This window comes from Bifidobacterium sp. UBA4282, from assembly GCF_002394995.1.
Taxonomy (GTDB): Bacteria; Actinomycetota; Actinomycetes; order Actinomycetales; family Bifidobacteriaceae; genus Bifidobacterium; species Bifidobacterium pullorum_B.
On sequence record NZ_DGVO01000048.1, the window covers coordinates 1 to 20,219 of the forward strand.

Annotated in this window: 16 protein-coding genes, 1 tRNA gene and 1 pseudogene; 5 read left to right on the top strand and 13 right to left on the bottom strand. The window is 63.4% G+C overall.

Going from position 1 to position 20,219, the window contains the following annotated elements:
* Window positions 1-139 precede the first annotated feature (139 nt).
* Window positions 140-1,180, bottom strand: a complete 1,041-nt coding sequence (locus B4C31_RS07400; protein WP_291531962.1) for an endonuclease/exonuclease/phosphatase family protein — start codon at window positions 1,178-1,180, stop codon at window positions 140-142.
* Between the two features lie 590 nt (window positions 1,181-1,770).
* Between B4C31_RS07400 and B4C31_RS07405 the strand changes: the two genes are divergently transcribed.
* From B4C31_RS07405 to B4C31_RS07420, 4 genes are all read left to right on the top strand, one after another.
* Window positions 1,771-3,297 (top strand): dicarboxylate/amino acid:cation symporter, encoded by a 1,527-nt coding sequence (locus B4C31_RS07405; protein ID WP_291531963.1) that lies wholly within the window; start codon window positions 1,771-1,773, stop codon window positions 3,295-3,297.
* A 170-nt stretch (window positions 3,298-3,467) separates the two neighbouring features.
* Complete coding sequence (locus B4C31_RS07410; RefSeq protein ID WP_051917011.1) at window positions 3,468-3,701, top strand: DUF6199 family natural product biosynthesis protein; 234 nt, start codon at window positions 3,468-3,470, stop codon at window positions 3,699-3,701.
* Between the two features lie 5 nt (window positions 3,702-3,706).
* Window positions 3,707-4,402: a 5-formyltetrahydrofolate cyclo-ligase gene (locus tag B4C31_RS07415; protein ID WP_291531964.1), complete on the top strand. Its 696-nt coding sequence runs from the start codon at window positions 3,707-3,709 to the stop codon at window positions 4,400-4,402.
* Window positions 4,403-4,578: 176 nt separating this feature from the next.
* A tRNA-Arg gene (locus B4C31_RS07420) sits at window positions 4,579-4,651 on the top strand.
* A 299-nt stretch (window positions 4,652-4,950) separates the two neighbouring features.
* Here B4C31_RS07420 and B4C31_RS07425 read toward each other — a convergent pair.
* Both B4C31_RS07425 and B4C31_RS07430 read right to left on the bottom strand, forming a co-directional pair.
* On the bottom strand, window positions 4,951-5,922 hold the full coding sequence (locus tag B4C31_RS07425) for a Ppx/GppA phosphatase family protein (protein ID WP_291531965.1): 972 nt from the start codon (window positions 5,920-5,922) through the stop codon (window positions 4,951-4,953).
* 97 nt (window positions 5,923-6,019) lie between these two features.
* Window positions 6,020-6,484 (bottom strand): very short patch repair endonuclease, encoded by a 465-nt coding sequence (locus tag B4C31_RS07430; RefSeq protein ID WP_291531966.1) that lies wholly within the window; start codon window positions 6,482-6,484, stop codon window positions 6,020-6,022.
* A gap of 126 nt (window positions 6,485-6,610) precedes the next feature.
* On the opposite strand from B4C31_RS07430, the gene B4C31_RS07435 reads away from it, so the two are divergent.
* Complete coding sequence (locus B4C31_RS07435) at window positions 6,611-7,654, top strand: Gfo/Idh/MocA family protein (RefSeq protein ID WP_291531967.1); 1,044 nt, start codon at window positions 6,611-6,613, stop codon at window positions 7,652-7,654.
* Window positions 7,655-7,819: 165 nt separating this feature from the next.
* Here the strand turns inward: B4C31_RS07435 and B4C31_RS07440 are convergent, their stop codons facing one another.
* The 10 genes and pseudogenes from B4C31_RS07440 to B4C31_RS07480 all read right to left on the bottom strand — a co-directional run bounded on the left by B4C31_RS07440 (window position 7,820) and on the right by B4C31_RS07480 (window position 20,083).
* Window positions 7,820-8,494 (bottom strand): hypothetical protein, encoded by a 675-nt coding sequence (locus B4C31_RS07440; protein WP_291531968.1) that lies wholly within the window; start codon window positions 8,492-8,494, stop codon window positions 7,820-7,822.
* A gap of 246 nt (window positions 8,495-8,740) precedes the next feature.
* A pseudogene (locus B4C31_RS08870) lies at window positions 8,741-8,806 on the bottom strand (zinc-ribbon domain-containing protein); the annotation flags it as partial.
* Between the two features lie 334 nt (window positions 8,807-9,140).
* Entirely contained in the window at window positions 9,141-10,967 is a 1,827-nt protein-coding gene (locus tag B4C31_RS07445; RefSeq protein WP_291531969.1) for a GH32 C-terminal domain-containing protein, read from the bottom strand.
* A 179-nt stretch (window positions 10,968-11,146) separates the two neighbouring features.
* Window positions 11,147-12,256, bottom strand: a complete 1,110-nt coding sequence (locus B4C31_RS07450) for a LacI family DNA-binding transcriptional regulator (protein ID WP_291531970.1) — start codon at window positions 12,254-12,256, stop codon at window positions 11,147-11,149.
* A gap of 100 nt (window positions 12,257-12,356) precedes the next feature.
* Window positions 12,357-13,784: a family 43 glycosylhydrolase gene (locus B4C31_RS07455; protein ID WP_291531971.1), complete on the bottom strand. Its 1,428-nt coding sequence runs from the start codon at window positions 13,782-13,784 to the stop codon at window positions 12,357-12,359.
* Between the two features lie 41 nt (window positions 13,785-13,825).
* On the bottom strand, window positions 13,826-14,491 hold the full coding sequence (locus tag B4C31_RS07460) for a YesL family protein (RefSeq protein ID WP_291531972.1): 666 nt from the start codon (window positions 14,489-14,491) through the stop codon (window positions 13,826-13,828).
* Window positions 14,492-14,659: 168 nt separating this feature from the next.
* On the bottom strand, window positions 14,660-15,604 hold the full coding sequence (locus B4C31_RS07465; RefSeq protein WP_291531973.1) for a carbohydrate ABC transporter permease: 945 nt from the start codon (window positions 15,602-15,604) through the stop codon (window positions 14,660-14,662).
* Window positions 15,605-15,616: 12 nt separating this feature from the next.
* Window positions 15,617-16,507, bottom strand: a complete 891-nt coding sequence (locus B4C31_RS07470; RefSeq protein WP_238556892.1) for an ABC transporter permease — start codon at window positions 16,505-16,507, stop codon at window positions 15,617-15,619.
* A 190-nt stretch (window positions 16,508-16,697) separates the two neighbouring features.
* Complete coding sequence (locus B4C31_RS07475) at window positions 16,698-18,311, bottom strand: extracellular solute-binding protein (protein ID WP_291531974.1); 1,614 nt, start codon at window positions 18,309-18,311, stop codon at window positions 16,698-16,700.
* Between the two features lie 629 nt (window positions 18,312-18,940).
* Window positions 18,941-20,083, bottom strand: a complete 1,143-nt coding sequence (locus tag B4C31_RS07480) for a glycoside hydrolase family 172 protein (protein ID WP_291531975.1) — start codon at window positions 20,081-20,083, stop codon at window positions 18,941-18,943.
* Window positions 20,084-20,219 lie beyond the last annotated feature (136 nt).

Sequence of the window (20,219 nt, forward strand, 5' to 3'; positions counted from 1 at the left end):
CCAGTCGAATCTCGACTGAGTCCCCTCGCGACCTTATCGCCCGTCCGTCACCGTTGTGGCCCGTTTCCATCGCCGGAAACGGGCCACAACTTTCATCGCCGCGCCGATGACATGCGCCGACGCAAACCAACGGCGTCAATCAGGAGACGGCCACGGTGGCCAGCAGGGCGGCGTGGTCGGAGCCGGGGATCTCCACCACCTCGCACTGGCCGGTAGACATGCCCTGATCGACCACAATATGGTCGATACCCGCGAAGCGCGGCAGCCATGCGCGGTCGGTCGGCCAGGTGAACGCGAACCCATGGCCGGACTGCTGGACCGCGTCCCGGAATCGATCACCCAGGAAGTTGCGGAACGGGGTGTGATCGGTCGTCGCGTTGAAATCGCCCATGAAGATATACTTCGTGCCGGTGTCGGCCCGCATCATCGCCAACTCGTCAAGCGAACGCTTCCACTGTTCCCAATACCCGGGCACCGGCGCCGTCGTATGCACGGACACAAAGCGGACGGGTACATCCCCCAGGGTCACGGTGCCGCCGGGCATGAACGAGGCGCTCGAATGCACGTCGTCATCGGCGGGGTCGGCGAGCGGGGCCACCGACCACAGGCCGTTGCCATACACCCCATCAGACGAGGAGACCTGCGCATACGGCAGGTATGTGCCGATGCTGGCGTCATTCAGCGCGGCCACGAACTCATCGGTCGTCTCCTGCAACGCCAGCACCTCAACGCGTTGGTCGCGTACCGCATCCACAATCGCCTGCGGATCGGCCTGCCCCTTGTACACATTCGCCGTCATCACACGGGCATACCGGTCGGCCGTATTCGCCTGTCCGGAGGCCACCGCGGCGGTAGCCTCCGCCGGCAATTGGACCTGCGGCACGAAGAACGGATACTGCCACCAGACCTCCAGACCGATGCAGGCCACAGCCACCAACGCCACAATCCAACGGCGCGAAATCAGCGCGAACAGCAGCGCCAGCACCGCCGCGATGACGAACCACGGCGTCGCCGACACCATCACCGGCACATACGGCAACGCCTGCAACTGTTCGGGCAGCGCCCGCGCCACCACGACGACCACCGCAACCAGCGCGCACAATCCCGACAGGATGCGCAGCACGGTATGGCGGCTGCGGCGCTTCGGCTTCGGGCGACGTGCGGATGCGGTATTGGACATAATTCCTCCCCGTGAACGGTATCGACCATCGACTCTAACCGGCGCCGCTCCCCCAACACCATCATCCCCGCGAATCATTCCGGTTCCCTCACGTGTCCGGCGCCCACCGCGGCGACGGCATCCGACCGCAACGTTCCCGGCACGGACGCAAGGCGGCCCACTACCGTCCTGATGTTCACCGCAGGAATACTGTGAGCTGCATCACCGTTCCGCCGCGCGTCCCGATAATTCCTCCGTGAGAGAAATGCCCGGATGCCGGACCATGTGCTACCGTGGCACCCATGAATTTCATGCTCTGTTGTTGTCGCTGAACGCCGCACCCGCGCCGGGTGCCCGACCGTGGTGTGTCACGGACGTGCACGGCCCGCGTTCAGTCGATTCATACCAGCAGAGTTTTCAGGCCGCCGCGTCGTCCGCGGCGCCGTCACAGCGAATCGCCCATATGGATCTTCCCCGCTCGTTGTGCCAGGAGACGCATGATGCGCCCCACCGAACGCACCGGTTGACCGGCGTGGATTCGTTCCCGCGCACAGCCAATGCCATCGATTCATCGTCCCAATCCATCCATCGACCTCATGTAAGGAAGATTCATGCCATCGCAATTCATCGACTGGGCCGCCCTCGCGGCCGCCGTCATCGCCTTCGCCGCACTGTGGTACCTCAAACGCACCCGCACGGCCGGATTCGGCCTGCGCGTCATCATTGCCACCGTGCTCGGCATCGCGCTCGGGCTGGTCGCCCAGGGCCACACGCAGTACGTCGGGGTCTTCGGCGTGATCTGGTCGCAGGTCATCGCCGCACTCGTCGTGCCGCTGCTGCTGTTCAGCGTGTTCTCCAGCATCACCAATCTCGGCGACTCACTGCGGCTACGCGGCATGGCGGTCAAGACCGTCGTGTTCCTGCTGCTCAACACACTCACCGCATCGCTGCTCACCCTTGGCTTGGCCAGCGCCTTCCGCATCGGTGTCGGCTTCCAGTTCACGATGCCCACCGACTACCAGCAACGCGAGGTGCCCGGCGTCATCGACACGATCATCAACCTATTCCCCTCGAACCTGATGGCGAACTGGTCGGCCAACCAGGTCGTGCCGGTGGTGCTGTTCTCGCTGCTCGCCGCCATCGCCTACACGGCCGTGGCCTCCACCGACTCCGGACGCGAGACGGTCAAGCCGTTCAAGGCCGTCATCGACGCCGGCGACGCCGTACTCTCCAAGGCCACGCAGATCATCGTCGGGTTCACCCCGTACGCCGTGCTCTCCCTAATCGCCTCCGCGGTCGGCGATAACGACATCCTGACGCTGCTGCCACTGCTCGCCGTGCTCGGTGTGGCCTACCTGTCCATGGCGATCCAGATGTTCGTCGTCCAGCCGCTGATCCTGACCGCCACAACCCGTCTCAACCCGCTGCGCTTCTTCCGGATGTTCTGGCCGGCCGGCATGGTGGCCTTCACCTCGGAGAGCAGCATCGGCACGATCCCAGTCACGGTGCGTCAGCTGCGCTCCGCCGGCGTGCCCGAGGACACCGCCGCGTTCGTGGCCGGACTCGGCGCCAACCTGGGAATGCCGGGCTGCGCGGGCATGTGGCCGACGCTGCTTGCGGTATTCGCCATCAACGCGCAGGGACTCGACTACACGCCGTGGCAGTACCTCATGATCGTCGTCCTGACGCTGCTGGTGTCGATCGGCACCGTCGGCGTGCCGGGCACGGCGACCATCACCGCTACCTCGCTGTTCGCGGCCGCCGGACTGCCCATCCCCTTCATCGCCATCGCCCAGCCGATCTCGCAGATCGTCGACATGGGCCGTACCGCGCTGAACGTGGCCGGTGCCGCCAACACCGCGGTAATCGTCGCGGCGAGCGAACGTCAGCTCAACCTCGACGCCTACCGCGGGCTCGCCGGGGCGACCGGCGGGAACGCCGATGGCCACTCCCCCGCAGATCCCGACCAGGACGACGCGGACACCGCCGAAGCCTCTGCCGCCGAACCCTCCGCCGAAGGCGATGCGGCGCCCGTCGCGCCGACGCCGGCCGCATCGGGCGTGCCGCAGCTGCACCTGGCCCGACCCGCCGGGCAGGACGACGAGATGTGCGGCATCGGGCTGTCGGGCCGCCGCTAAGCGCGGCGCTCCATCCGCCCGACATGTGCCGTGCCGGCACGGCTCCGTACGAACGCCGACCGGCACGGCTCCGCGCTCAACCATTACGGAAAACATCGCGCCAACGCCACGAATTCAGCGTATATATATACTGAGGTCGTACGCTCAGCGAAGAGGGAAGAGGAGGGAATATGACCGGATCCGAATGGATTAAGACGCTACTCCTATTGGTGTTCTTGATCGCACTCTCCCTGCTCATGATTGGCAAACCCGAATGGTTGTGGAAAATCGAGCATTTCCTTGAAGTCAAAGGCGGGGAGCCGACCGACCTCTATCTGGCGGTGATGCGCGTCATGGGCACGTTTCTGTTGATTTTCTCCGTCGGATTCCTCGGATACGCCATCTACACACTCGTCACCGGGTGAGCGCCATGGTCGATGCCGCACACGACGCCATACAGACGCAGAAGACCGCAATCAGGCGGATAGCACTGGCCCGCAGGGATGCGATGCCCCAGGAATTGCGTGCCGCGAAAAGCGACCGTATCGCCACGGTGGCGTTGGATTATCTCGATGAACGACTCGCCCACCCCGACGGAGACGGCGGACAGGACACGTTGGCCACGGCACCATGCCCGATGCCCTCATCCAAGACGCCCATCGTCGCCGCGTTCTGGTCGTTCGGCAGCGAGGTCGATACGCGGCCGATCATCGCGGGAATAGTCGTGCGCGGATGGCGGTTGGCGTTGCCCTGCATGGTACGCACGTCGCAGACGCACCCGTCGCAGCGCACGGTCGCCACGATGCGGTTCCTGGAGGTTCCCGCCCACCGGCTCGACGAGGCGGTCTCCCTGTTCGCCGCGAAACCCATCCGTTCGCACAGCACGGATGAACCGTGGATGGCGACGTTCCCCGCCGTGCCGGTCCCCGACATCGACGCGTTCGTGGTCCCGCTGGTGGCCTTCGACGACGGCAATCGACTGGGCTACGGCGGCGGCAACTACGACCGCGCGTTGCCGCTCGCCTCGCCGGATGCGACGGTTGTCGGCGTCGCCTTTGCCGAACAACGCGTGACATCGGTACCCGTGTCGGAGTATGACGTGCCAATTCCCGTCATATCAGCCTGAATCGTCTATCGCGACATCCACAGCAGTCGCGCGCGAAGCAGCTGAATGCCGCCGCATACCGCAACGCATAAGCCGATACATCGCCCAATGCAGTACAGCATCCCGGCTCCGCTATCGCCGCAACACCACAAATCGGCACGCGGAATACCGGGATGCTTGTATACTGGGTTGGTGCTGCCCGGGTAGCTCAGTGGATAGAGCACCGCTCTCCTAAAGCGGGTGTCGCGCGTTCGAATCGCGTCTCGGGCACAAATGACCTCAGAATAGGCCGCAGACCGCGTAGTCATGCATTCAAAGCAACCGGCCACGGCCAATCGCACATCGATACTGCCGCACGTACCCTTTCGACGCCGTGTATTGATACACAATTGCCCAAAACACCAAAAGTGTATCCGTAAAAGTTGTTTATTGATACACTTTTGGCAAGAACAGCAAAAGTGTATCAATAAACAACCGCGGGCGAGACAACATACCCCGGACGACAATTCACCAGGCGAACATTAACGGCACTTTCGCCGTCCGAGATGCATCAGAAAGGCATCAAGGAATCAGAAACCGCGGCGGGTGCGGCCGAACTGGTCCAACCAGCGCAGGATCGCGCCTTCACGCAGCGCCCACGGGCAGATCTCGATCTCATCGACGTCCAGCGCCTTCATAATCTCATCGGCCACAATGCCGCCACCGACGATCTGCAACGTGCGCTCGGGCGTGATGCCGGGCAGCGCCACACGCTGGTCAGGGCTGATGGCGGCCAGACGCGGCAGCCAATCCTCCAACTGGTCGCGGGTCATGATCCAGCTGTCCACACGGCCGGACTGGCGCAGCATGACCCCGGCCAGACGCGCCAGTGAGCGGAAGGTCTTCGAGGTGCCGACCGCATGGTTCGGCACCTTGGATTTCGGGAATTCGTCCACGATCGGCTGGATGATCCTGCGCACGTTCTTATGCGCGGCCTCCAGCTGCTCCGGGGTGGCGGTGCCGTCCGCCGGCAGGAACTCCTTGGTCACGCGGCCCGCGCCGGCGGGCACGCTGATCGCCACGTTCGGATCCTCGTCGGAGCCCATCGCCACCTCCAGGGAACCGCCGCCGATGTCCATCAGCAGCAGTCGGCCGGAATCCCAACCGTACCAGCGGCGTGCGGCCAGGAACGTCAGACGCGCCTCGTCGACGCCGGACAGCACGGTCACGCCCTGGCCGATGCGCTCCTCGATCTGCCCCAGGATACGGGTGCCGTTCGGCGCCTCGCGCAAGGCGGAGGTGGCCATGGCCAGAATCTGGCTGGCCTTGCTCTCCTCGGCGAGTTTCATGCCGGCCTCCACCGCAGCGAGCAGGGCCTGCACCCCGTCCTTGCTGATGGAGCCGTCCTCTTCGAGGTACTGCATCAGCCGCACGGTGGTCTTGACGCTGGCTTCGGGGTCGGGGCGGGCGCCCGGCGCCGCGTCGACGATGATCATATGAACGGTGTTCGAGCCGATGTCCAGCACGCCCAGGCGCGTGGCGGGAAATTCAGGATTGACCATGGGACATGACGTTACACGTTGCAAACGTTGTCGGTGTAAGGCGGGAATCATATTCCGGACTCAGACGCCGCGAAACCGGGGGGCACGGCGCGCTGCATCAACTCGCCGTGTCCGTCGGCACCGCCGGCGCCGCGTCCCCGCCGACGATCTGGGTGTAGAGCCGTTGAAGCCGTTCCTGCCGCACCGGCTTGGCCAGCTCGCACTCCCAGACCACGATGACGCGCCAACCCATCGCCTCCAATGCGGCATGCTGCGCACGGTCGCGTTCGCGGTTACGCAGCAGCTTGGCCGACCAGAATTCCACATTGCTTTTCGGCATCGAATGCTTGGTGCAACCTTCGTGCATATGCCAGAAGCAGCCGTTGACGAACACCACGGTATGCCACTTCGGCAGCACGATGTCCGGATGGCCCGGATAGCGCTTGTCGTTCTTGCGGAACCGCAGCCCGCGAGAGAACAGGTACCGGCGCACCATCACCTCGATCGAGGTGTCCTTGCCGCGGATATGCGACATGGTGTAGCTGCGGGTGCCGCGCTCGTATTTCTCCGGTTTCGCCTTCACGATTCCCCATTATCGCATCCGGCCCGAGCCCATCGGCCCCCCGTCATACCGCCGCTCCGCCTACAATGGGTAGCGTTGCATCAATATGACGGCATAACCAACCCCATCAGACTTCAAGGAGGAACGATGAGCAGACTCAACGGCAACCGCGCGCAGGCGCAGTCCGAACATCTCAAGGTGAACGTGGCGATCCTCGGCGCCGGACGCATCGCACATGCGATGGCGACCACGCTGGTCAAGATGGCGGCCGACCCGCACTACGCCGACCTGGTGGCCCCGTACGCGGTGGCCGCACGCGACGGCGAGCGCGCCGCCGCCTTCGCCGCACAATACGGCTTCCCGGTCTCCTACGGTTCGTATGAGGAGCTGCTGGCCGACCCGCAGGTGGATCTGGTGTACATCGCCACCCCGCACAGCCTGCATGCCGAGCAGGGCATCATGTGTCTGCAGGCCGGCAAGAACATCCTGGTGGAGAAGTCGTTCACCGCCAACGCGGCGCAGGCGCGCGAACTGCTGGCCGTGGCCGAGACGTCGGGGCTGCTGTGCACCGAGGCCATCTGGACGCGCTACATGCCGTCGCGCCGCATGATCGACGACATCGTGGCCTCGGGCGTGATCGGCGAGGTGAAGATGGTGGACGCGAACCTGTGCTACCCGGTGTCCGGCAAGGCGCGTATGACCGATCCGATGCTGGCCGGCGGCGCGCTGCTCGACGTCGGCGTATACCCGCTGAACTTCATTGACATGGTGCTGGGCCCGCGTCCGATCGATCGCATCGTGACCTCGATGACCCCGTACGAGACCGGCGTGGACGCGCACGACGCCATCACCCTGCACTACGCGGACGGCACGATGGCCACCGCGCAGGCCTCGATGCTCGTTTCCTCGGACCGCGGCGGCTACGTCTGGGGCACGGACGGCTATATCGTCTGCCAGAACATCAACAACGTGGAGGGCATCGACGTCTATAACAACGATCACGCCCTGGTAGCGCATCATGACGTGCCGGCGCAACTGACCGGCTACGAGTATCAGGTGGCCGACGCGGCGAACGCCATCCTGGACGGCCTGACCGAGTGCGCGGCCATGCCGCATGCCGACACGGTGCGCATCATGGAGCTGATGGATCAGGTCCGCGACCAGTGGGGGCTGACTTATCCGTTCGAGTGATCGATCACACGGACCACAACATAAACGCGGGGCGGTCGGGAACCTTGGTGATTCCCGACCGCCCCCACATGTATCACGGTCCGCATGTATCACGATACGTTCGCATCTTGCAACGACGTGTGTTCCGACGGACCGCCGCGACCGGTATCGCAGTCCGTCAGCCGCTCACTGCGGCAGCGTGACGGTTAACGGCGAACCGTTGTCGAACGTCACGGTGTACTGGCCGTTGCCGTTGTCGGTCCAGGTGCCCGTGGCATTGGACGGAGCCTCGCCGAACGCCGTCATACCGGCCTCCACCGTGCCGTCGGCGTTCGCGGTGATGTGGATCTCCGCCGAGAACGTCAGCAGCGATCCAGACAGTCCCCAGGTGCCGACGATGTTGCCGTGCGCCGCGTTCTTCGGAGCGGTGACCTCCACCTCGATGGCATCGACCATGGCCGAGCCGATACCGCTGGAATCAGCCTGCCCGACCAGCTCGGACAGGGTCATCTCGCCGTCGCCGGTCGAGGCCTTGATGTCGCTCAACGGGTAGCGCACGTTGTCGCCGTCGACGGTGCCTTCACCGATGACGCCCGCCAGATAGTCGCCGCTGCCGCCGGTATCGGAGACCTTGAACGCGCCATCATCCTCGATAACCAGTTCGAAGGTCTGGTAGCCGTTCGACATGGTGTACCGTCCGACCGGATTCAGGTCGTCACCACGCCACAGGAACCACCAGAGCCCGAACACCACGGCGGCGATCACGGCAACAATGGCGATGACGATACCCACCACAACACCCTTGGACCGCTTCTTCGGCGGCGCGGCCACCGTACCGACGGGAACATAGGCGCCACCCACCGGCGCAGACTGATATGGCTGACCGTTGTACTGTTCGGCTTGGGGAATCGGTTGCGTCTGCCATGTCGGCGATTGCTGCCATGACGCAGGCTGCTGCTGCGCGGGAGGTTGCTGCCGCCATGACGGTGTTGCGGCGGGGGTGGGTTCCGCCGGAGTCGATGCTGCCGACTCGGGCGTTACCGGGATCGGCGCTGTGGCCTCTACAGGCGGTTCAGCAACCGCAGGGGGCGTATCCTGCACCGACTTGCCGCAGGACATGCAGAACTTCGCGCCTTCGGTCAATTGCACTCCGCAATACATGCAGTATCTCATATGCACTCCATCTCTCCGCTGAGATCCGATACCACCATTACAGCACACATAGGTTGCGGTCGTCGCGCAAATGATGCAGCAACATGGGGTTCCACATCACAAGGACCAGCTGTGCGAGCCAAAATGGTACAAGAGTCGCAGCAATACGAAGGCAGTGCACCAAAAAGACCAAATCAACAAGCCGTATTAGTCCATAAGTCGCAGGAACACGAAGGCACTGCATCAAAGGGGTCGGTCGGAACAGCCCAACCGGACCATATGATGCAGTGCCACCGTGAATCCGCCGCAGAAGGGTCAGAGGGATCAGCCGGCTGCGCCGGCTATAACCGCTCGGTCAGCGGCGCAGCGAGCACACCTCGCAGGAGGTGTCCCCGGACACCGAGAAGCCGCCGTTCTCGCGCTCGTCATAGGCCAGCATCGCACCGGCGGCCTCGCCGTCGTTCACGAACACCTCGATGATGCCGTGGTCGTAGAACACCTCGATGCGCTTGACCTCATCCACATGCGTCACGCAGGCCAGATCGTCGCTGGGTGCGCCCTGGCTGAAGCAGCGGATCTCGCCATCACGGCATTCCAGGGTCCACCGCACCTCGCCGGTATCGACGAGCACCGCCGTGCAGTCGCCGGTCGGACGGAGGTCCGCGTAATAGGCGTTGCCCGGCACCTGCCAGCCATCGCCCGCCGCATCCACCGGCAGTTCGTCTCCGATCAGCAGATCGTAGACCTCGTCGACCGGACGGCTGAAGAGCTTGCCGTCGCGCACATGCAGTTCGCGCGGCAGCGACATCGCGCCGTTGGCCCGGCCGGGGGCCTCGCGACGCACCCCGCTGTGGTCGGCGAGCCAGCCAATGGCGATGCGGCGGCCGTCGTCGTCGCGGAAGGACTGCACCGCGTAGAAGCAGTCGCCGAAGTCGCACCAACCGGAATGGCCGACGTCCAGCCGCCCCTGCTCGTCCAGCCGCCCCGTGTACCAGCGGATCGGCTGGAAGCAGCCGTCCTTGGTGCGGATGTGCATGATCGCGCCGATGGCCACGTCCGCGCCGTCCAGCGGGAAGGCATCCGGGCACTCGTAGGTGCGGCCTTCGGCATAGCCGCGATCGGCCACCATCGGGCCGACATAGGTCCAGGCGTCGTCGGCCAGGTCGGGGGTGTCGTTGCGGAAGGTCACGATCGCCGGGATCCGGTTCGGATCGGGTTGGTCGACATCGGGTTTGCCGTGCGGGGAGAGCGTGAACCATCCGCCTTCGTTGGCATCGCTGACGCCGGTCTCGCCCGATGCCGGCACCTGGTCGGAGGGCAGGTTGGTGGCCAGGATCATCAGCGCGCCGCCGAAACCGGTCTCGATCTTGGAGTCGCGGAAGTCACGGCCGAAGTCCGCGCCCTCGCGCCGCACGACGACGGTTTCGGGCCCCGCGGTCAGACTGTCGGTGCTGACGCAGGTGGTCTGGCATTCCTCGACCGTGTCCGGCTGGCCCGGCACTTCGAAATGCCGGGTCAGGTAGAAGCGGATCGCGGCCGCGTCATCGCCCGGGCAGGGGCGGCCTTCGGCGTCGATGGTGATGGCGGAGCCGGAGAACGCGCCGCCGGAGATGCCCCTGCGGGTGTGCAGCTCGCGCTGCGGCTCGAGGATGACCGGCAGGTAGGTCCAGTGCACGAGGTCGCGGCTGGCGGCGTGCCCCCAATGCATGTTATCCCAGCCCCAGCCGTAGGGGTTGAACTGGTAGTACAGGTGATACCGGCCCTGGAAGCGGCACAGGCCGTTCGGGTCGTTCATCCAGTGCTCCGGCGGCTCGAAGTGCACGGCGGCGCGGGTCGGGTCGGTGGTCTCCGGGGCGCCGTCGCCGGCCATGGGGTCGCCGGTGGCGGCGTCAAGCACGCGGATGCCGCGGTCGAGCAGGTCCTCTCCCCCGGTCAGATAGAGGTAGGGTACGGTGGCGTCGACGACCTCCAGCGTGTACCGTTCCTGCGGGTCGAGGTCGATCTGGAAGCGCTGTCGGTACAGGTCGGCGTCCATGACGCGTTCGGCGACGCATTCGCCATCCGCATGCAGGCGGATGGTGGGGGCGTGGTCCTGTTCCGCGCGCTGGACGAACAGGTCGAGCTGGGTATAGCCGTCGGCCGGGAAGGTGCAGGAATCGGCCGACTGCAACATTGCGTTCATGATTGGGTCCTTTCATTGGTCGGCGACGGCATCGGCCGTCGGTGTACCATGCCCCGTCTGGTGGCAATCGTTTGCCTTGTTGATACCAGTATATCCCCGCAACAAGGCGACACGAGGAAATACGTCTGTGTTATCCGTCTGGCTGCATCCGGAGCGACCGTATCCGGACGGACTCGGGATCAGTTCTGCGGCACAGGTGCCACAGAATCCTTCTCCACCAGCACGCACGAGACCTGTGCCCGGTCCTGCGTCAATGACGGCAGCGGCGCATGGATGCCTGCGGGCAGCATGAGGTTCAGATCGGCGAGCAGTGAGGAGGCACCCTCCGCGGCGGACGGCTCCGGCATGGCGCTGTTCCCGGTGCGCTCGATCAGCGAGACCAGCTTGCGCACGCTCCAGTATCCCATCTCGTAGTGCGGCAGCTCCACCGAGGTCAGTGCCGGGCTCAGGATGCCCGCGATGAACGGCTGGTTGTCCACGCCGACCACCGACAGGTCCCGCCCCACCGTCAGCCCGAGCCGATTGGCCTCACGGTAGGCCAGATGGGCGCGCACATCGTTGAAGCAGAACACGCCATCCGGACGGCACTCATCGAACAGTCGGGGAACATCACCGTATTCATCGTGCTCATCGATGGCCAGCACCAGCCGATCGTCGAATCCCACAGCGGATTCCTCCAACGCGGCCCGGTATCCGGTCAGACGCTCGCCCTGCGCCACAATCGGCACATCCGCGCCGAAATAGGCGATGCGCCGGCATCCGGCATCCAGCAGACGCCGGGTGGCCGTGTAGCCGATGCCGTACTCGTCCGGGCAGATCGAAGGATGTTCGCCACGTTCGTCCTCGGCGTCTACGATGACCACCGGCAAACCGTCGAGCTGCTCGGGGACCTTGACCTTGCGGTGGTACATCATGGCGTACAGGAAGCCGTCGGCGCCGTACTGCCGCACGATGCCGATCTGCCGGCGTTCCAGCTCCGGGTCGTTGCCGGTGTTGACCGTCAACAGGATATACCCCAGTTCACGCGCCGCATCCTGTGCGCCGAGCATGATGCGTCCGGCGAATGGCGTGGTGGCGATCTCGTCGCTGATGAATCCGAGGATGCGGCTGCTGCGGGTTTTCAGATTGCGGGCCACCAGATTGGGCCGGTACCCGAGGTCCTCGGCGATGCGTTTGATCTCCCGTGCGATCTCCGGCTTGATGCGCCCGCGGTCCTTGCCGTTGAGCACCCGGGAGACCGTGGCGATGGACACTCCCGCCTCCTGTGCCACGTCCTTCATCGTCACCATGCGTATAACCTGTCGCTCCCGTATCCGCGGCACAGTCAACGTGCCGGTCACAACAATCACCTCCTTGTATTATGACTCACATCAGCACGCGCCCGCCCGTTCACAGTGTTGCGGCGTGCATCTGCATGATTTCCAGCGCACCGGATTCCACGTACCAGCCCACCGATCCCGGTCGCCGGTCGTACAATCTCATACCGAAGGCATAATCACGATCAAGATACAGATGGGCCTGGCTGCCGTCCACGAACACCTCGACCAGATACTCACGCCCCTCCTCCAACACGCACGGACGTTCCATCTCCACCGCATAAGGGAACAGCTGCCCGCCGCGTTCGTGCATGCGCAGCCCGGAACGCCATTCGATCCGCTGATGCCGTGGATCGAATTGTAGGTAATAACCATCCGTCAATGATTCATCGACGTGCATCATCAATCCGAAACGCACCGGATCGCCGGAATACCGGACACGCGCCGAGATCACGCCGCGCTCTGGCATCGTGCATCCCACAGCCGCCGCGAATCCCCACGAGCTGCCGACAATCGGACCGCCTTCGTCGCGCCACTGCCCCTGAACCGGACAGAGGTGGACCGGCTGCATCCGCGCGGAGGCCAGACGTTCGGTCAGATCCTCCGAGGGCGCGGTGCCCAGTGTGCCGTCGGCATGCTGCACCAGGCGATACACCACCATGGATCCGCCCCAGTTCCACGTCCGATAATCCGCACCATACTCCGCGGACGGATCGAAGCCCCACGAGTTCTCGCCTCGGGTCGGAGCCCATCCGAACAGGTACCTGCCGTCGCCGTCGCTGCCGGTCTTCGCTGCATAGAACGCGCGGGAATCGAAGGTGTCGATTGCGGGACGCACCCATGGACCCCGCGGCGACCGCGACATCCGATAGTAGGTGGCGAACCCGTCCGTGTAGTTCGAGAACACCAGATACCACCAGTCCCCCATGCGGAACATATCGGGGCATTCATAGGCGGCTGGATGGATATCCGGAGCGTATATCGGCTGTTCGACGCGCCAATGCAGCAGATCATCGGACACACACAGCCCCACGCAACCGTTGCGTCCGCTGTATGCACGCCGTCGTGCCGCCACCAACATCCACCAGCAACGCTCATCCTCGTTCCAGAACACGAACGGGTCACGCCAGTCGCTCGGCTCATAGATTGCGGCGTCGGGCCCGAACGCCTCGCCGACCTCATGCCAGTGGGTCAGGTCCCCGCTGGTCGCGTGGCGTACCCACTGACGCTGCGGATCATCATCGAAGGTGCAGTAGAACAGGTGGTACGTGCCATCCACCTCGACCACGGAACCGGTACCGCCGAGAATATGCACCGGCGTCTCCGTGATCCGGTCCGGCCATGCGCCGGACATCCGGTGCCAGCCATGGACCACCTGCTCCCGGGGCGCATCCGGGTTCCAGTTCTTCAGATAGAAGTTCTCGAACCGGCCCGAACGCCGGTCGAAGAACGGAATGACGTCGCCCACCTTGGCGTGTTCCGGGGTGTAATACAAGGACATCTCTGCTCCTTCTTTCGGGACGTATCGGGATTCGGCCCGCATCAGGCCGGATGACGGGCCTTCCACGCCTCGGTGTCGCGCACGTTCAGGCCGGGGATACGGCCGAAGAAGTACACGCACCCGACGGCCACCAGCACCGGCAGAGACAAGCCGAACGCCAGCAGCACCCCAGGCCAGGTCAGCCAGACCATCACGGTCATCAGGAACCCGACCAGCAGGCACAGCGTGCACAGCGGGCGGCACAGCAGCATCTGCAGGGTCATCTTGACGCACCAGCGGATGTTCTCGTCGAAGTTCGCGCGGATCGCCCAGAACAGCATCGAGAACGCGCCGTACACCACCAGTACCAGCAGCAGCACGCCGGAGCTCAGGTACCCCATGACGCCGGCGTCATGCCAGTTGACCACCGAGTAGTCGTAGATCAACAGCAGCCACAGCAGCAGCTGGGGCCAGCCGGCGATGTTGGCCTGCTTGAACTCGCTCTTCCATGCACGATGGAACACCGTCCAGGTCTCCTTGCAGGTCCACCAGTGATCCTCGCTGATAATCCAGGTGCGCCACGTGGCGTATGCGGCGGCGACGGAGGGGAACAGCCCCGCGATCACCAATCCCATCACCGTGTGGACGATAAAGGCGACGTTGATGACGAAGGCCGTGAGGATCGCACGGCAGACCTGTTCATAACCTACGGAGAATCGAGCCAGCATTGCTGTGCCTTTCCATGCGTGAGCGTCAACGATGACGTAGCGCCTATGATAAAAGTTAGCGCGAAACCCCGGGTCGCTCCGCCGACACATGGCACTGAACGACGTGCGGCACGGGGTTTCGCCGTATGGTCCGGCGGGATACGGCACTCCCGCCGGACCGTGTCATGCTCAGCCCTTGACGGCGCCGAGCATGACGCCCTTGTTGAAGTACTTCTGCAGGAACGGGTACAGCACCAGCAGAGGCAGGGTCGAGATGATGATGATCGCGAACTTGAGCTGGTCGGCGATCTGCTGCTGGTCGGACGCCGAGGCGGCCGACTGCGAGCTGCTGGCGTTGACCAGCAGAATCTGCTGAAGCACGTTCTGCAGAGGCCACTTGTCGGTATCGGTGACGTAGATGAGGCCCGTCATATAGTCGTTCCAGTGGGCGACGAAGCAGTACAGGCCGATCACGGCGATGATGGCGCTCGACAGCGGGATCACGATGCGGAAGAAGTACCCGAAGTAGCTCATGCCGTCGATCTGCGCCGCGTCGTGCAGCTCCTCCGGGATCGAAGTCTCGAAGAACGTGCGAGCCACGATCACGTTGTAGGCGCTGATCGCGCCGGGCAGGATGAACACAAGCGGGGTGTTCAGGATGTCCAGCTGCTGGTAGAGCAGGTAGGTCGGGACCAGGCCACCGGAGAAGAACATCGTGACCGTGAACAGGAACATGATCACGCGGCGGGCCTTGAACTCGGCGCGGGACAGGGCGAACGCGCACGGGATCGTGACCACCAGGTTGACGATCGTGCCCAGCACGGTGTAGATGATCGTGTTCAGATAGCCGTTCCAGATCTGGTCGTTCTTGAACACCGCCTCGTAGCCGGCAAGCGTGATGTCCTTGGGCAGGAACGTCACATCGCCCGAGGCCACGGCATTCGGGCTCGAGAATGAGGAGATGATCACGAACCACAGCGGGTACAGCACGGCGATCACCACGAAGGCCAGCAGCAGCCAGATGATGATGTCGATCATCCAATCGCTGGCCTTCTTCTTGTAGTGCACCTTCGGATTGAACGGGATGTCGTCCTTGCTCACCTTGGCGGCGACGGCGACGGTTGCGTTGCTCATGATGGTCACCCCTTAGAAGATGCTCGCGTCGTTGACCTTCTTCGAGATGCCGTTGGCGATCATCAGGAAGAGGAAGTTGATCACGGTGTTGAACAGGCCGATGGCCGTGGAGTACTCGAACTGGCTGCCCAGAATACCGATCTTGTAGGTGTAGGTCGAGATGACCTCGGTGGCGGTCTGGTTCAGCGTGTTCTGCATCAGGTAGATCTTGTCAAAACCGACGTTCAGGACCGAACCCATCTGCATGATCAGCAGGATCGTGCAGGTCGGCATGATGGCCGGCAGATCCACGTACCGGATGAGCTGCAGACGGCTGGCGCCGTCCATCTTGGCGGCCTCATACAGCGAGGTGTCCACGCCGGACAGGGCGGCCAGGTAGATGATGCAGTTCCAGCCGCAGTGCTGCCAGACCTCGGAGATCCAGTAGACCGCCGTGATGGCGCTGGGCTCACCCATCAGGCTTGTGTCGCCGAAGAAGCGTCCGATGATGCCCGACCCCGGCGACAGGAAGATGTTGAGCATCGAGACGATGACCACCATCGAGATGAAGTGCGGCATGTAGGTGACGGTCTGCACGAAGCCCTTGACCTTCTTGGAGCCGATCTGGTTGATCAGCAGGGCCAGGATGATCGGGAAGATGAAGCCCATAATCAGGGTCCACAGGCTGATGCGGACCGTGTTCCACATGATCTGACCGAACAGCGGGGACTGGAAGAACTGGATGAAGTACTTGAACCCCACCCACTGACCACCGGTCAGACCCTTGGACGGCTCGAACTCGCGGAAGGCGAGCTGGATGCCCCACATCGGGACATAGGCGAACAGGAACATGAAGATCAGGCCGGGGGCGACCAGGATCCACAGCTGCCAGTAGCGCTCGAAGTGATAGGCGAGCCGCGACATGAGCCCCCGCTTCGGTCGGTTCGACGATACCGACCCGCCCGGAATCGCGGCCGTTTGCGTATGCGTAGCCATAACGTACCTTTTTCTCTATGACGTATGTGTGAGACGTCGGGCGGCTGCCCGTAGGCGAGCGACCGCCCGACGAGGGGATCCGCCGCACGCCGGCGTCCGGCGGATCATAGGACTCGGCTCACTGGCCGATGGCTTCGTCGTAGTACTTCTGCCAGATGTCGATGTTCTGCTGCAGGCCGAGGCTTTCGGCGGTGAGCTGCTGGATGTAGTTGTCCCAGCCTTCCTCCACGCCGCCGTTCTGGACGAACGTGGACAGCTGGTTCATCGCAAAGTTATCGATGGCGGTGCGGTTGTTGGCCAACGTCTCGTTATCCTCCTTGGTCGGGTGGATCCAGATCGGGATGACCTCCTTCTCGGCGTCCACATTGGCCAGGGCATCGCGGCAGGCCTCATCGCTGGCGGTGACCTCATCGGCGTTCGTGTCGTTGATCATCGTCACGCTGTCCGGGATGTAGCCGGCGAAACGGTCCTGCAGTGCGATCACGGCGGTGTCCTTGCGGCCGTTGACGTACGCCTTCTCCGTGTCGATGGTGTACTGGCCGTCGCCGTCATCGGAGACGTAGTCCGGGATGGAGCCGAAGTAGCCTTCGACGGACAACTTCTCGCCATACATGGCGTTGATGACCTTCATCACCGCGTCCATGTTGACCGCATCCGGGTTGACGCTGAGCACGTAGGCGAACTCGGTGCCATCCATCGAATAGTCCCACTTGACGTCCTCGTCGGGCATGTCGGCGCTCTGCTTGAGCGGCGGCAGCGTGACGTACTGGTCGACCAGGTCGCCGTATTCGCTGGCGCTCGACCAACCGATGGAGACGCCGGTCAACGCGGTCTTGCCGTCGTTCTGGGTCTGAGAGGCGTACTGCGAATCGTCGCGGGTGAAGGTGTCCTTCGGGATCAGCCCCTCGCTCATCAGCTTGTTATAGAACGTGACGACGTCCTTCATCTCATCGGCCGCATAGTAGCTCTTGACCTGGCCGTCTTCGACGTAATAGCCCTGGGTGGAGGCCGAGTTGCCCATGAAGTTGGTGACGATGCCGGTGGAGTTCAGCAGCACGAGCGGGCTCCACAGGCCGAAGCCCAGATCACGGATGTTCATCGGGATTTCGTCGGCCTTGCCGTTGCCGTTCGGGTCGCCGTCCTTGAACGCCTTGAGCACGGTCTCCAGTTCGTCCCAGGTGGTCGGCATCTGAAGGCCCAGCTTGTCCAACCAGGTCTTGTTGATGAACATGTGCGTGGCGGAGACGCGGTAGCCCTTGCCTCGGTCGGACGGCAGCAGGTAGTAGTGGCCCTCGTCATTGACCATCTTCTCGGCGGTCGGGCGCTCCTCGAAGAACTTCTTGACGTTCGGCAGCTGATCCATGTACTCGGAAAAATCCAGGAAGTTGTCCGGGTACTGGGACACGTCATTCAGGTCGAACAGCGACAGACCGACGTCCGGGAAATCACCGGCCACCATCTTGGCGTTCTTCTGCTGACCCCAGGCGTTGTCGGTGATCTCCTCCCACTCGATGTGGCAATCGCAGGCGGCTTCGAGCTCCTGGGTGAACGGCATATCCTTGACATGCACATCGGTCACGTTACGGCGGACGGTGATGTACACGATCGGCTTGCCGTCATCAGCCGTGGCCGGATGGTCATCTCCCCCACACGCCGTCAGCGGCATCATCATGGCCGCCGCGGCAACCGCAGCTACGGCGATTTTCACTCCGCGAAGACTTCCGTGTCTCATTTCTTCTCCTTACAGCATACGAATGTTGCCTTGTTCCTTCGCCGACGAAGAAGCCCCCACTGCAGGTTGTGCCTTAGGTGGCTCAGAGCTCCATTGCCCGCCGGCTGATTGCGAGTATAGAACGGCAATCGTTTGCCGTCAATCGTTTGCCTTTGGCGTGTCGCAGCTACGGCAAACGGTTGTTTCAATGCTTTTCGAACCATAACCACTGAGACAGCGCCCCATAGGGGCTTACGCCGCCGTAGCCACGGCACGGAGGTACGGTACGGAACCATTTTTGAATGCTTTACCGAATTCCGTACCACATCACTGTGGTACGCAACGCTGATAATCCCGCTACAACGGTTCTGTACCGTACCACAAGCTCATTGCCCATCATAAAAGGGCGGAATTCCAACAATCTCGATATCGGCATTCCGGCGTGGTACGGTACGGAACCGCTTCCGAGGATTTTGCCGGATTCCGTACCACATCGCTGTGGTACGGAACCACTCCAAAGAGCTTTGCCCGCTTCCGTACCACGACGCAGTGGTACGCAACACCAGCAAGCCCGTTCAAAAGCTTCCGTACCATACCACGGCAGCCACGGTCACCTGCTCCCGCAAATAAGGAACCTCAGCCGCCGCCACTTACCGCGGGCGACGCCAAGCCCGGGTACGGATGGTATCCGGGAATGGCGCATGCGGCTCGCCCTGATACCAGTAGGCCACGCTCGCCACGTCGTCGCTGCGCTCGAACAGCCCGGACTCATCGACTCCGATCTGCTGGAGCTCGACCCGCAGATCATGTTCGAAATAGATCGGGTCGGGGATATGCCAGCGGTACAGGCCGCGCATCACCGGCGTCGCCACATCCCAATAGTCGCTTTCGCGCCCCACGAGCCGCTGCGAATAGAAGGGGAACCCCATATATGGCCCGGTGTACGTCTGCTCGCGCATATGCCCCGCATCGTCGAATGCGGCGAAGCTCCACGCCCCGCCGAAGTAGTCCTCGGTACCGGTGCTGCACCAGGTGGGGTATTCGTCATCGCCATCGATGTACATCTTGACCTCACCCTCGCCCCACCAGCGGCTTTCCAACGCGGTCAGCGCCAGATACGTGCCCATATACGCGCCGCGCCCGCGCACACCGTCGAGCACCACATAGTCGCGGCCGGGTTCGGTGAGTCGTTCGCGCCGCCACTGCGCGTGGAAGCGCATCATATCCTGCGGCAGCTCGTCATACGCCGTGTAGTCGATCTGGTAGAAGAACGCCGGCACGTCCTCGTTATGGTCGTTGCGCAGCACGATGCGCGCATGACGGAACGGCATGGCCCAGTAGCAGTTGAACCCCCGGTTGGGATTGACCATCACCGGAATCGAATTGACCCGGCAGGCCTGTGCATGCCCGCAGCAGAAGAAGTCGCCGATCGGACAGGCCACCGACGGGGTATCCTCGCCATCCCAATAGCACTCCAGAATCAGATTGCGCAGCACATCCGGGCCGGTGGGGCTGGTGCGGTCGGTCACGGTCATCCAGATATGCCGGATCACGCCCGGACCCTCCACATCCATCAGGGTTACGGATTGTCCGGCGGCGATGGTCTGGATGCACGGGCTGCCTTTGCGCGAGGGCCCCAACGCGCTGGCGGCCATGGCGGCACGACCCTTTCCCCCGGTGGGGTTCTCCGCGTTGATGCAACGGCTCCGCCCGCTTGAAGGCATCGTCAACATATCCAACGCTCCCGACGGTATGCCCATAGCAAACGGCGGCATTCCTATTGGCGTATCCATGGCGCAAAGACCTCCTTGTACCCTGCCCAAACGTTCCGACACTCGCATCGAACCGGTTTGACACCATCATACAGGCATGTGTCCGACGCCACGTCCGTCCCGCCTCACCCGCCCATTCGATTCCACAGGCGGGGCG

Excerpts from the sequence above, each read along its gene's own strand:
- B4C31_RS07400 (WP_291531962.1), bottom strand. The coding sequence starts at position 1,180 with ATGTCCAATACCGCATCCGCACGTCGCCCGAAGCCGAAGCGCCGCAGC.
- B4C31_RS07405 (WP_291531963.1), top strand. The coding sequence starts at position 1,771 with ATGCCATCGCAATTCATCGACTGGGCCGCCCTCGCGGCCGCCGTCATC.
- B4C31_RS07410 (WP_051917011.1), top strand. The coding sequence starts at position 3,468 with ATGACCGGATCCGAATGGATTAAGACGCTACTCCTATTGGTGTTCTTG.
- B4C31_RS07415 (WP_291531964.1), top strand. The coding sequence starts at position 3,707 with ATGGTCGATGCCGCACACGACGCCATACAGACGCAGAAGACCGCAATC.
- B4C31_RS07425 (WP_291531965.1), bottom strand. The coding sequence starts at position 5,922 with ATGGTCAATCCTGAATTTCCCGCCACGCGCCTGGGCGTGCTGGACATC.
- B4C31_RS07435 (WP_291531967.1), top strand. The coding sequence starts at position 6,611 with ATGAGCAGACTCAACGGCAACCGCGCGCAGGCGCAGTCCGAACATCTC.
- B4C31_RS07445 (WP_291531969.1), bottom strand. The coding sequence starts at position 10,967 with ATGAACGCAATGTTGCAGTCGGCCGATTCCTGCACCTTCCCGGCCGAC.
- B4C31_RS07450 (WP_291531970.1), bottom strand. The coding sequence starts at position 12,256 with ATGGTGACGATGAAGGACGTGGCACAGGAGGCGGGAGTGTCCATCGCC.
- B4C31_RS07455 (WP_291531971.1), bottom strand. The coding sequence starts at position 13,784 with ATGTCCTTGTATTACACCCCGGAACACGCCAAGGTGGGCGACGTCATT.
- B4C31_RS07460 (WP_291531972.1), bottom strand. The coding sequence starts at position 14,491 with ATGCTGGCTCGATTCTCCGTAGGTTATGAACAGGTCTGCCGTGCGATC.
- B4C31_RS07465 (WP_291531973.1), bottom strand. The coding sequence starts at position 15,604 with ATGAGCAACGCAACCGTCGCCGTCGCCGCCAAGGTGAGCAAGGACGAC.
- B4C31_RS07470 (WP_238556892.1), bottom strand. The coding sequence starts at position 16,507 with ATGTCGCGGCTCGCCTATCACTTCGAGCGCTACTGGCAGCTGTGGATC.
- B4C31_RS07475 (WP_291531974.1), bottom strand. The coding sequence starts at position 18,311 with ATGAGACACGGAAGTCTTCGCGGAGTGAAAATCGCCGTAGCTGCGGTT.
- B4C31_RS07480 (WP_291531975.1), bottom strand. The coding sequence starts at position 20,083 with ATGGATACGCCAATAGGAATGCCGCCGTTTGCTATGGGCATACCGTCG.